Annotated in this window: 13 protein-coding genes; 10 read left to right on the top strand and 3 right to left on the bottom strand. The window is 56.8% G+C overall.

Translation table 11 applies throughout. The features are described 5' to 3' along the window. The coding region (locus ADICEAN_RS17555; RefSeq protein ID WP_040397956.1) for a hypothetical protein at positions 1-555 on the bottom strand (555 nt) is incomplete at its 3' end. 65 nt (positions 556-620) lie between these two features. On the opposite strand from ADICEAN_RS17555, the gene smc reads away from it, so the two are divergent. The 10 genes from smc to ADICEAN_RS17505 all read left to right on the top strand — a co-directional run bounded on the left by smc (position 621) and on the right by ADICEAN_RS17505 (position 9,099). Next, positions 621-4,157, top strand: a complete 3,537-nt coding sequence (smc, locus tag ADICEAN_RS17550; RefSeq protein WP_009196997.1) for a chromosome segregation protein SMC — start codon at positions 621-623, stop codon at positions 4,155-4,157. A gap of 107 nt (positions 4,158-4,264) precedes the next feature. Beyond that, positions 4,265-5,098 (top strand): polyphosphate kinase 2, encoded by an 834-nt coding sequence (gene ppk2 / locus ADICEAN_RS17545; protein ID WP_009196996.1) that lies wholly within the window; start codon positions 4,265-4,267, stop codon positions 5,096-5,098. Between the two features lie 202 nt (positions 5,099-5,300). Then, positions 5,301-5,651 (top strand): carboxypeptidase-like regulatory domain-containing protein, encoded by a 351-nt coding sequence (locus ADICEAN_RS17540; RefSeq protein WP_152426505.1) that lies wholly within the window; start codon positions 5,301-5,303, stop codon positions 5,649-5,651. Continuing rightward, a complete protein-coding gene (locus ADICEAN_RS17535; RefSeq protein WP_236612949.1) occupies positions 5,644-6,219 on the top strand; it encodes an NUDIX hydrolase in 576 nt (191 codons plus the stop codon). The genes ADICEAN_RS17540 and ADICEAN_RS17535 overlap by 8 nt, the downstream gene beginning before the upstream one ends. Before the next feature lie 118 nt (positions 6,220-6,337). Then, entirely contained in the window at positions 6,338-6,760 is a 423-nt protein-coding gene (locus ADICEAN_RS17530) for an acyl-CoA thioesterase (RefSeq protein ID WP_009196993.1), read from the top strand. A gap of 6 nt (positions 6,761-6,766) precedes the next feature. Next, on the top strand, positions 6,767-7,195 hold the full coding sequence (locus ADICEAN_RS17525) for a hypothetical protein (protein WP_009196992.1): 429 nt from the start codon (positions 6,767-6,769) through the stop codon (positions 7,193-7,195). Then, positions 7,155-7,454 carry a hypothetical protein gene (locus tag ADICEAN_RS17520; protein WP_040397953.1) on the top strand — a complete coding sequence of 100 codons (300 nt, stop codon included), beginning with the start codon at positions 7,155-7,157 and terminating at the stop codon, positions 7,452-7,454. Before ADICEAN_RS17525 ends, ADICEAN_RS17520 begins: the two co-directional genes overlap by 41 nt. A 60-nt stretch (positions 7,455-7,514) precedes the next feature. Then, on the top strand, positions 7,515-7,883 hold the full coding sequence (locus ADICEAN_RS17515) for a DMT family protein (RefSeq protein WP_009196990.1): 369 nt from the start codon (positions 7,515-7,517) through the stop codon (positions 7,881-7,883). Continuing rightward, positions 7,880-8,275: a (deoxy)nucleoside triphosphate pyrophosphohydrolase gene (locus tag ADICEAN_RS17510; RefSeq protein WP_009196989.1), complete on the top strand. Its 396-nt coding sequence runs from the start codon at positions 7,880-7,882 to the stop codon at positions 8,273-8,275. Before ADICEAN_RS17515 ends, ADICEAN_RS17510 begins: the two co-directional genes overlap by 4 nt. A gap of 299 nt (positions 8,276-8,574) precedes the next feature. Further along, entirely contained in the window at positions 8,575-9,099 is a 525-nt protein-coding gene (locus ADICEAN_RS17505) for a hypothetical protein (protein ID WP_152426503.1), read from the top strand. A gap of 147 nt (positions 9,100-9,246) precedes the next feature. Here the strand turns inward: ADICEAN_RS17505 and ADICEAN_RS17500 are convergent, their stop codons facing one another. Next, entirely contained in the window at positions 9,247-11,574 is a 2,328-nt protein-coding gene (locus tag ADICEAN_RS17500) for an OmpA family protein (protein ID WP_009196987.1), read from the bottom strand. 351 nt (positions 11,575-11,925) lie between these two features. Beyond that, the coding region (locus tag ADICEAN_RS17495) for a type IX secretion system membrane protein PorP/SprF (RefSeq protein WP_040397950.1) at positions 11,926-12,322 on the bottom strand (397 nt) is incomplete at its 5' end.

Raw genomic sequence — 12,322 nt, 5'->3', positions numbered from 1 at the left:
GGCCTGCTGCATGGCTGTCCGGCTGCGGGCCGTTGCCCGGATCTGGCGGGCAAGGGCAGTTGAGGCGGGCTGTTGCTCCCTCCGGCCTTCTGCCGGGCTTTTTACCCGCAGGCGCCGGGAGCGTTTGGAGGGGCTGCTCTTGCGGCTTAGTTCTTTTTGCAGCAGCTCGGTGCGGGCAGCGGCGGGCAGCTCTTCCTGCAGGCTTTTGAGACGCTCGGTTTCCTGCATCTGCTGCAGGGCCTCCTGCTCCAGGTTGCGGTACTGGGGCTGATTGGGTGCCGCTGGGATGTACTCATCGTCCACCTGCTCCTGCATGGTCTCCACCTTTTCTTCGGCTCGGCGCCTGGCCCGGGTAGCGGCATGCTCGTAGCGCTCCAGCAGCTCTTCCAGGGAGGTGGGCTCCCGCTCATCAAAAACAACATCCGGTTCTTCTTCGGCATAGGGGGCCAGGGGACCCTGCGGCTGCTGCCCCTTGCGGCGCTTCTTTAAGGCGCCCAGGATCAGATAGATAATGCCAAAAACAATATAGACCAGGATCTGTATGTTGTCTTCCATAGCAGCAAATTACCAAATTACTTTTACATTTGCTTGTTAGACGAGCACGAGATAGCAGAGGAATAATGCGGCTTACCCGATTAGAGATCAAAGGCTTCAAGAGTTTTGGCGACAAAGTAGTCATTAACTTTGATGAAGGCATTACCGGTATTGTAGGGCCCAACGGCTGCGGCAAATCCAATGTAGTGGATGCCATCCGATGGGTGCTGGGCGAGCAGAAGACCAAGGCGCTGCGCAGCGACAAGATGGAGAACGTTATCTTTAACGGCACCAAACACCGCAAGCCCAGCCAGCTGGCCGAGGTATCCCTTACCTTTGACAATACCAAAAACCTGCTACCCACCGAATACTCCAGGGTCACCATTACCCGCCGCTATTACCGCAGCGGCGAGAGCGAGTACGAGCTCAATGGGGTAGCCTGCCGCCTCAAAGACATCTCCAACCTGTTTCTGGATACGGGCATTGCCTCCAACAGCTACGCCATCATTGAGCTAAAGATGGTAGATGAGCTGCTCAACGATAAAGAGGGCTCCCGCCGGGCGCTGTTTGAAGAAGCCGCGGGCATCTCCAAATTCAAAAAGCGCAAAAAGGAAACCCTGCGCAAGCTGGAAGAAACCAATGCCGACCTGGAGCGGGTAAAAGACCTGCTCTTTGAGATCGAAAAGAATCTGAAGTCGCTGGAGCGGCAGGCCAAGCAGGCCGAGCGCTACTTTGCCCTGAAGGAGGACTATAAAAAACTGAGCCTGCGCCTGGGCCGCCTGGCCATCAGCCAGAGCACCGAGCGCTTTCTGGGCCTGCACAAACAGCTGGAGGCCGAGCAGGACCGCAAAGGGGCCCTGGATGCCCAGCTGGCCGAGCGGGAAGCCCTGGCCGAAGAAAGCAAAGCCCAGCTGCTGGGCCGGGAAAAGCTGCTGAGCAGCCGCCAGAAAACCCTCAACGAGCATGTGAGCAAAATTCGGCAGGTAGAAAGCGACAAAAAGATCAAGAACGAGCGCCTGCGTTTTCTTAATGACAAGCGCGACAGCCTGCTGGAACAGCTGCAGAGCGACAAACAAAGCTACGAGCGGGCTGCCTTCAGCCTCAATGGCCTGGCCCAGGAACGCAGCGAAGCCGAAGCCCTGGCCACTGAGGCCAAAGCCCTGCTGGATGAGCTGCGGGAAGCCCACGATGAGCAAAAAAGCATTACTACCGCCCTGCGGGAAGAAGCCGCCACAGCCACCAACCAGCAGCGCCAGCTACAGGAACAGGCTTTCAAACTCAGCAAATCGCTTGAGATCAAGCAGATGCAACTCTCCAGCCTGCGGCAGGAGCTGGAAAAGACCGCTCAGGAAGGCAGCCAGCACAGCAACAGCCTCTCGCAGTTTGAGGACAAGCTGGCCGATGTGCAGGAAGCCGTAGCCGAAAAAGAGCAGGAGCTGCAACAGCTGCAGGCCGACGAAGGCCAGATGCAGCAACAACTGGCCGAGCTGGAGCAGGGTCTGAACCAGAACCGGGAGGCACTGGCCGCCGACCGCCGACAGCTGGATGCCAGGCAAAACGAGTACAACCTCACCAAAAGCCTGGTGGATAACCTGGAGGGCTTTCCAGAGGCCATCCGCTACCTGAAGAAAAAGACCGACTGGGGCAGGAACGTGCCCCTGCTCTCCGATATCATCACCTGCTCCGAAGCCTACAGGGTAGCCATTGAGACCTACCTGGAGCCCTGGATGAACCACTATGTGGTAGACAGCTGGCAGCAGGCGCAGGAGGCCATTGCCCTGCTGAGCGAAGCAGCAAGGGGCCGGGCCCAGTTCTTTGTGCTGGAAGCTTTACCCCCTGCCAGCCCCTCGCCCACTACGCCCCCTGCCGGCTGCACCCCTGCCCTTTCCGTGGTGGAGGCCGATCCTAAATATGCCCCCCTTACCGCTCACCTTTTTGCAGACACCTATTTGTGCGAGGATGCGGAAATGGAAACCATCGGCAGTAGTGCCTATTCTCTGATCAGCCGCAGCGGACGTATCATCAAGCGCCGCTACAGCCTGCTGGGAGGCTCGGTAGGCATGTTTGAGGGCAAGCGTATAGGCCGGGCCAAAAACCTGGAGAAGCTCCAGAAAGACATTCAGCAGCTGCTGTCCGAGGTGAGCCGCCTGGAAAAGCTGCAGCAGGAGCAGCACACCGAGCTGGGCCGCCTCAAGAGCAGTACCCGCCGTCCGCAGATCGAAGCCGTCAGCCGGGAGCTTTCCCTCCTGCAGCAGGAGCTGGTACAGGTGCGCACCCGCCACGAGCAGCTGCTGCAGCTGCTCAGCAACCAGGCCACCCGCCAGGATGATATGCGCCAGCAAATGGAGGTACTGCAGGACGAGATTGCCGACATCGACCCCGAAGCGGCCGCCGTAGCCGAGCGCCTGCAGGCGCTGGAAGCGCGCAGCATTCAGCTACAGGATGATCTGGCCTACCAGAACGAAGCCCTGAGCGTAAAATCGGCCCGCTTTAACGAGCAAAACCTGCTTTACCACCAGAAAGAGAACAAGCTCAACTCGCTGGTGCAGGAAATGGGCTTTAAGCAGCAGTCGCTCCAAAGCAGCGAGGAGCGCATCAGCCGCAATAAATCTTCCCTGGCAGATACCGAAGCCGAGATTGAAGGCCTGATGCAGCGCGGCGAGCTGGGCGATGAGGAGCTCATGGCCATGTATAGCGAAAAGGAGAGCATAGAGGCCGGGGTAAACGAAGCCGAACGGGACTACTACGAGATGCGGGGCCAGATCGACGCCCTGGAGAAGGAAGCCCGGGAGTTGCAACGCCGCCGCGAAAGCAGCCAGGCCCTGATGATGGAGCTGCAAAACCGCCAGAACGAGTACAAGCTGCAGCTGACCAGCGTAAAAGAGCGCCTGGCGGTAGAATTCAATGTAGATGCCGAGGAACTCATGGAGGCCCCGGCCGTAGATGAGCTGCTCTCCGAAGCAGAGCTGCAGCAGGAGGTGCGCCAGGTGCGGGAGAAGATCGACAAGATCGGCCCCATCAATCCCATGGCCATGGAGGCCTATCAGGAGATCCAGGAGCGCTACCAGTTCATTACCGCCCAGCGCGATGATCTGGTAAAAGCCCAGGAATCACTGCTGGAAACCATGGCTCAGCTGGACAGCGCCGCCCAGGAGGCCTTTTTGAGTGCCTTTGAGCAGATCAAGGAAAATTTTGTGAAGGTATTCCGCTCGCTCTTTACCGAAGAGGACGATTGCGACCTGCGCCTGACCGACCCCAGCAACCCCCTGGAGACCACCATCGACATCATCGCCAAGCCCAAAGGCAAACGCCCCCTTACCATCAACCAGCTGTCGGGCGGTGAGAAGACTCTTACGGCTACCTCACTCCTGTTCAGCATTTACCTGCTTAAGCCGGCCCCCTTCTGTATCTTCGATGAAGTGGATGCGCCGCTGGACGATGCCAACATTGATAAGTTCAACAACATCATCCGCAAATTTTCGCAGGACTCGCAGTTTATCATCGTTACCCACAACAAGCGCACCATGGCCAGCACCGACATCATGTACGGGGTTACCATGCTGGAAATGGGCGTATCGCGTGTAGTGCCGGTCGATCTGCGGGAGCTGGAAGTGGAGTTTTAATCCAACAATTTTATTACCCTGGCAGGCGTAGTTTTGAAAGAAATGGTAACTTCAGGGACAATTTTCGCTCTTTAGCATTTTCATCACTTTATATCTGCTTTGCCCTTATGCAAGACAGAAAATACGCCTCTGAATTACGCAAACTTCAGATAGAACTCGTACGCCTGCAGCGCTGGGTGCAGGAAACGCACCAGCGGGTACTGATCATTTTTGAGGGCCGTGATACTGCCGGCAAGGGGGGCGCCATTTCCCGCTTTACCCACTTTCTGAACCCCCGGGCCATGCGCGTGGTGGCCCTGCCCAAGCCTACTGAGGTAGAAAAGGAGCAGTGGTACTTTCAGCGCTACCTCAAGGAGCTGCCCAACCCGGGCGAGATTGTGTTCTTTGACCGCAGCTGGTACAACCGGGCGGTGGTAGAGCCGGTAATGGGCTTCTGCTCCGAGGGGCAATACCAGCTCTTTCTTAAGCAGGTACCCCATGTAGAGCAGATGCTCATAGAAGATGGCATCAAGCTTATCAAACTCTGGTTCAGCATCGACATTGAGGAGCAGAAACGCCGCCTCATCGAGCGGCAGATCAACCCCCTGAAGCAGTGGAAGATCTCGACCGTAGATATGCAGGCCCAGCAAAAGTGGCATGAGTTTACCCGCTACAAAGAGCTGATGTTTGAGGCCACCAATACCCCCTACAGCCCCTGGGTGATCATCAAAGGTAATGAAAAAGCAGAGGCCCGGCTGGAATCCATTCGCTATGTGCTCTCACAGATCAACTTCCCGCAGCGGGGCCTTACCGGTGTAAGCCTGCAGCCCAATCCTGAATTAATTCAGCGTTACCAGCACATGCCGGCCCCTTATGTGGCCAAGCTGCGCATCAAAAGCACTGAGCCCGATATCAACCCCAGCCTGCACATGGAGGGCGAATCTGATCCGCAAAGCCCCTAATAGTGGTGCGGACAGGCATTAAAGCAGTAGCCTGAGGGAGCCCCCTGGCCGGTAAGGGACCGCTTTCTTGCATTTGAGCCTTTTCCCCTTTCGGGAAAGATTCGCACCTGTTTTACTTTTTTTCCCCCATATTTTCCGGCACTTTTGTCTAATAAATGGCTGAAAAAGCGTTGTGAAGAGAAAGCCACTAGCTCCCTTTTGTATGAATAGAAATTATCTAGTTGTTCTGATGGCCATTCTGCTGATGGCCTGTTCGTCTGCCCAAATCATGAAAACCAGCCTGCGCGTAACCGTGCTGGATGAGCTGGGCAATCCGGTAGAAGGCGCCACCATTCAGGTGTACACCAATGACAAAGACTACCGGGCCTCTACCAATCCGGCGGTGCCCATGGCCACCACCAATGCCAAGGGCATGGTCACCATCAAAGACCTGGATGCAAAGCCCTATTTCCTGGATGTGGTAAAGGGCGATAAAGACAACCGCGGCGCCGGCTACCAGACCGATGTGCTGCAGGCCAACCGCATCAACAAGATCAACATCATCATTGAATAAGCTGCGCGCCATGACCCGCAACCACCTACTGGCCGAGCTGCACACCTACCGCCCGGCCAGCCAGCGCGAACAAGGGCACCTCTGGAAGATCATCAGCCTGCTGGAAAGTGCCCCCAACTGTTTTCTGCGCAGCCGTACCGAAGGCCACATGACCGCCTCGGCCTGGATCGTATCGCCCGACCTGCAGCAGGTGCTGCTGATGCACCACCGCAAGCTGGATAAATGGCTGCAGCCCGGCGGCCATGCCGATGGCGATACCAACCTGCCCGGTGTAGCCATGCGGGAGGCGCATGAAGAAACCGGCCTTACCAGCCTGCGCCTGCTGCGCAGCGAGGTCTTTGATGTGGATGTGCACCCCATTCCCGCCCGGGGCACCGAGGCCGAGCACCAGCACTATGATGTGCGCTACCTGCTTACGGCCAACCCCGAGGAGCCCCTTGGCCCCAATGGCGAAAGCAAGGGCCTTGCCTGGGTGCCGCTGGAGGAAGTGGAACGCCTCACCGCCGCCAACCCCTCCATTCTGCGCATGGTGCATAAAACCCAGGCAGCGCCGGTACTTAAGGTATAAGGGCTGCTCTATCCTGAATGATCCTCTGTATTTCAAAAAAGAAGAAGCCTGTTCATAGGCTTCTTCTTTTTGTTTAGATTGCAGATGCGATACCAGAATACCACTTTTTTACCCCCTTATGCAAGAGTTTAAGTTTAGCCAGCCTGTAGAAGTGCGCTATGCCGACCTGGATACCATGCGGCATGTAAACAATGCCATTTACCTCACCTACATAGAGCAGGCCCGTTCGGGCTACCTGGCCGCCTCCTGCCAGTGGGACTGGAACCAGCTGGGCATGGTGCTGGCCAAAACCGACATCAACTACCGCACCCCTATCCATTTTCAGCATCGGCCGCTGGTCTGGATCCGCACCAGCAAGCTGGGCAAAAGCTCCATTACGCAGGAGGTGGTGATCTCTGAAAAAGACCGCAAGGATGTGATCTATGCCACGGCTACTGTAGTGCTGGTGCACATCGATTATAAAAGTGGGCGACCCCTACCCCTTCCCGACTACATTCGCCAGCGGCTGCGTACCTACGAACCCCATAAAATAGAGGAATAAGCCCCCATGGCGGCCCAAGAGCTACAGGCACCCCTGCTGCTGCCCGCTGATGGCGGACCGGTCTATGCCGAGACCGACCTGTCCCGCCCCCTGGTGGAGCCCTGGAATGCCGTCTCCTCCCTGGCCATTCTGCTACCGGCCGTTTACTGGGCGCTGCGGCTGCGGGGGCAGTACCGGCAGCACCCCTTTCTGGCCCTCTGCCTGCCGCTGCTGTTTCTGGGCGGGCTGGGCAGCACGCTGTATCATGCCTTCAGGAGCCACCGCCTCTGGCTCATGCTGGACATTACCCCCACGGCCCTGCTTACGCTGCTGCTGGCCCTTTTTTTTCTGGACCCGGGTGTTGCCCCGCAAGTGGCTGGCCATACCGGTGGTAGTGCTCATGTTTCTGATGCGCATGCTCATCTGGTGGGCCTTTCCCAGCCATACGGCCATTAACCTGTCCTATGCCCTTACCGGAGCGGCCTTTTTTATTCCGCTGCTGATCTTTTTGTCGCGCACGCAGTGGAGGGGAGTTCGCTCCATTGGCAGCGCTCTGTTCTGGCTGCTGCTGAGCCTGCTGTTTCGCCAGCTGGACCAGCCGGCTACGGCCTTGCTGCCCATGGGCTCGCACTTTCTGTGGCACCTTTTCAGTGGGCTGGGAGCCTATTACCTGGGTGCCTACCTGTACCGGCTGGGCAGCCCCGCGGCCCGATGAAGACACCCCCCGCCTTAGTTCCCGATAATTCCTGTTCTCTTTAACCAGTTCTTATATAGCATGAAACACCTGCTCACCATCCTGCTGCTGATCTGTTCCAATGCCTTCATGACGGTGGCCTGGTATGGCCACCTCAAGTTCAAGGACATGAAATGGGCCGAAAGCTGGGGGCTGCTGGCCATTATCCTTATCAGCTGGGGTATTGCCTTTTTTGAGTACTGCTTTCAGGTGCCGGCCAACCGCATTGGCTTCAGGGGTACAGGCGGTCCTTTTTCACTGGTAGAGCTTAAGGTGCTGCAGGAGGTAATTACGCTGGTGGTGTTTGTGGTCTTCAGCACCCTCTTCTTCAAGACCGAGACCTTCCGCCTTAACCATCTCATTGGCTTTCTCTTCCTTATCCTGGCCGTGTATTTTATCTTCAAGAAATGACCGAGGTAGCCTGCGCGCTCATTGAACATAACGGCCGGGTGCTGGTGGCGCAGCGCGGCCTGCATAAGTCTGAAGGGGGGCTGTGGGAGTTTCCCGGCGGCAAGCTGGAGCCGGGCGAAAGCCCCGAGGCCTGCATCGTGCGGGAGATTGCCGAAGAGCTCTCGCTGCAGATCAGCCCTTATGCCCGACTAGCCCCGGCCATCCATGTCTATCCCGGCAAAAGCATCCGCCTGATTCCCCTGCTATGCCGCCTGCATGGGGGCAAGCTGCAACTGCACGAGCATGCGGCCTGCCAGTGGCTGCTGCCGCAGGAGCTTCCTGCCCTAGCCTGGTGCCCGGCCGATGTACCCATTGTAGAGGAGTATATACGCATGAGGCACAATCCTCAATAGACGCTATTATCGCTATCCCATAGCTACCTGCCCTTCTTCGTCATTCCCCTGCAGAGGGGAATCTGTTTGCGCTGTGCAGGGAACTTCCCTATCCTGCCCAACTTTGACAGATCCCCACCTGCGTGGGGATGACGCCCAGTAACAACCTACTAATGAGTTAGCCATACCTAACAGAGCTTTATGCTCAGAAAAGTCACATCCAATTTTTAGGGTATCACTTTTTACCCCTTTGCTACGTTCTACTACCAAACCTCTGATCTATGCACAAAAAATGGAGCCTGCTTGGCCTATGCCTGCTGATGAGTTTAACATGCCTGGCGCAATGGCCTTTTAAGAAAGACGAAGACGGGAAAGAGCAGAAAGACAAAAAAGAAAAACTAAAGGTATACCAAAGCAGCCGCGGCTATCTGATCGGGTATGAACGGGGCCGCAGCGATATGATCCAGCTGGGCTACCAGTACAACTGGAAAAAGATCCGGCTTAAAGAGCCGGTGATCCGGGCCGTAGAGGGCTATGCCGAGCTATCGCCCTTCACCGGGGTCTATGGGCTACAGGGGGGATACTGGCAGCGCCATGGCCGTCTGAAGCTTACCTACGGGGGCCGCATTGGCGCCTTTACCGACTTTAGCGCCAGCACGTTGAGCATCGGCCCTGCCCTTGGCTTCCGGATTCTGGGCTTTCATGCGCAGGGGGGCTTTAACCTGCTGAGCAATTCCGATGTGCAGGCCAACCGGCTCTATGCCTCCATCAATTTCTTTATTCCCCGCCACAGCCGCATGTATAGCAAAAAAGGGGATAAAGAGCGGACGCTCTTTAAGTTTTAAATCTGAACCATGTCTGGTTTTCAGACTCCTCCCTGCAGAAAGGCTATATTCTGTTTCAGACCTGGGAGCAGCATTTACACCCTTTACAAAAAAGGCCCGCTATTGCTAGCGGGCCCTCAGTCGACATTTGGTTGAAAAGAAAAGCGCTTATTTACTGGCCTGGCTCAGGTCGATGATGCGCACTTCTACCCTGCGGCCTTCCTGGGCGTTGGTTTCCTGGTTGGTGGTAGCCCCCAGACCTTTGGCTACAATGCGGCGGCGGCCTACCCCCCGTTTGTTGAAGTAATCCAGCACGGCAATGGCCCGCTCATTGGAAAGGGTGCGGTTGTGCTCGGCATTGCCATCTTTGGAGGCGTAGCCCGAGATTTCCACGCCCAGCTGCTCGTGGCTCTCAAACAGGCGGATGATCTCCTGCAGCTTCTGCTCATCGGCAGGCTTCAGCGTTTTGCTGTCCACATCAAAATAGATCTTGTAGACCGGCTTGAGCAGCTCCTGCCGGTAGGGAGCGCCGCCGGACTTGGCCTGCATCTTGGAGGCCTCGGTCACCCGCAGGGTGGGCAGGGTATAGATGGTTTCATTGCCTACCTTCTTGGCTTCCAGCTTGGTCTTGTCGTTCTCTTCGTAGTAGTAGATGGCCTCGGCATCTTCGGTAATGCGGTTGTTGGCTGCGCTGAAATCTACATTCTCAATGGGATTAACGGTATACATGAGCTCCAGCAGGTACTCATAGGCGGCCTTATCGCCGGCGCCGATAATGGTCTCCATCATTTCGTACACATCTATGCTGTCGCCCTTTACCATGGTGCTTTCCTTGATCTTTTTCAGGTCATGGTGCAGCGGCTGGCCCGTATCGTAAAAGGCATTTTGCACCTTTACCTCCTGGCCTACCACTACATCAAACTGCTTGATGGGCCGCAGAAAGATCTGCTGGTAGAGCTCATGGAAGTAATCCTGATTGGGGATGTTCACATTGATGGAATAGGGCAGGTAGCCCTCGGCCTTTACAATGAGGTCATAATTGCGGCCCGGAGGCAGAATAATCAGATAATTGCCGGTTTTTGGGTCGGGATGGTACACATACTCCAGCTTGTTGCCGGTCTGCACATCCACCACAAAGATCTTGGTGGGAACAGGTTGCTCCCTTTCGCCGGCCAGAATGCGCCCCTTGATCATGGTAAGGGGGATGTTGCGGTCCTGCTCCGGCATGCTGAAGGTATAGATGTCCTGCTCGCCCCGGCCGCCGGGGCGGTCGGTTGAGAAGTAGGCCCGGCTGCCATCGGCCGTAAGGGTAAAGTAGCTTTCGTTGGCTACGGTATTGATGGGGTAGCCCATGTTCTGGGGAATGCTCCACTGACCGGCCAGCAGGTGGGTCCTGAACACATCATTGCCGCCCAGCGACCCCCGGCCGTTAGAGGTAAAGTAAAGCGTACGGCCGTCGGGGTGAATGAAGGGGGCATCCTCATCGGCTTCGGTATTGATCTGGGGGCCCAGGTTTTGGGCCCGGCCCCAGCTACCGTTGGGCTGCAGCTCGGTCTTGTAAATGTCCATGCCTCCCCGTCCGCCGGGGCGGTTAGAGGCAAAGTAGATGGTTTTGCCATCGGGCGTAATGCTGGCGGTGGTTTCCACAAAGCGGGAGTTCAGGTCGCCGGGCATTTCCTGGGGTTTGCCCCAGCTATCGCCGCTGCGCTTCAGCAGGTAGAGGTTGCCGCCGGTATTGTCCTGCAGGTAAATGATCATCTGCTGGCCATCGGCCGAGAGGCCGGCCGTACCGGCATTGAAATTGCTTACCTTCAGAGGCTGCGGCGCCGACCAGCTTCCCCCCTCTTTTTTCACCAGCATGATCTGCTCCAGCGCCTTCTGGCTGCTGCGGCTGTCGGCCGGCTTTAATAGGGTATAGGCCATCAGCGACTCATCGGCGCTCACTACGGGATTGTACTCGGTAAATTCGGTATTTACCCCGTTTTGCAGGGGCTGCAGGGCCACCTGCTTGGCATTGCTCATATGCTCCTGGGCCAGTTGGGCCTGGGCCTTGCGTTCCTTTACGGTCTTCTGCTTGGCGGCATCTTTGGCCACCAGCTTCTGATAGCGCTCATAGGCCTGCAGGGCTTCCAGTGGCCGGGCGTTTACATAGAAGGCATCGCCCAGCGCCAGCTGGTACTCGGCCGGCAGCTTATCGGCGCCGGGGGCGGCCTGCTGCAGCAGGGGCAGGGCCTTTATCTTTTCGGCAAACTGCTTGCTCTCCAGGTAGCAGCGGCCAGCCTTGTAGAGCAGGTAGGGTGAGCCTTCGCCGGCCTGAATGGCCTCCTGGTAACCTTTGAGGGCATCGGCATAGTTGCCGATCTCAAAAAGCTTTTCGGCCCGGTATACAGTCTGGGAGGGCTGTTGCGCCAGGGCGGCCAGCTGCAGCAGGCACAGAAGCAACAGGGCAGCGAGGCCTTTAGTAGAAGGGGTTTGAATGCTGTAGATCGTTCGCATGCGGTACAAGGGGTAGTTTGGGCATGGGCAGCCCGGAATCACTCTTATTCTCCGTCCCAAACCTGCATAAAAGCCCCCTGCTTTGCTGCAACATTTTGGCAGGCATCTTACATGGCTATTTTTTAGGCTGAAATTGAGGATTTGGATGCCTCATTCTTACCAATTTACCCCCCTCTGTCCGGGTCCGCCCAGCCCAGGGGGCGCACCCCTATGCTCTGGTGCCACAGAAACCAGCCACCTTTATCCAGAACAAAACGGGGCAATCAAGCGCACCTACCCTCTGGCGTACTTCTGACGGCAAGAAGTAGCTCACCAGCCGGATAACGGGCAAAAAAAAACCGGCAGTGCCGGTTAGAAGTCAGGACAGGGAATTACCCGGGTATTCAGGGGCGGCTTTTTATTGCGGTTGAGTTGCAGGTTATAGACCAGGCTTACTTCATGCGCGCCTCCGGTGGCCATGCCCAGGCTGCTGAGGGTATAGTCAAAGCTGTAGCCCATGTTGAGGTTGCCGTGCATCAGGCCTACCAGAATAATGGCCGATTCATTCTTGTTGCGTACATTTTCTACCTTGGAGATGGGCAGGCCCCGGTACCAGAGCCCCACCACCAGCGGCTGCCAGGTAAGGTAAGCCCCCAGGCTAAGCTGCTTGAACTCCTTTTGCATTTTGTACTCAAAGGTTGGGGTGATGCTGCGCTGGCGGCCAAAACGGTCATACTCCGAGCGGATAGCATCGGCCCTGAGGGCAATG

The organism is Cesiribacter andamanensis AMV16 (genome assembly GCF_000348925.1).
Classification (GTDB): domain Bacteria; phylum Bacteroidota; class Bacteroidia; order Cytophagales; family Cyclobacteriaceae; genus Cesiribacter; species Cesiribacter andamanensis.
Note: the sequence above shows the minus strand (reverse complement) of the source record. Positions and strands in the feature narration are given on the sequence as shown.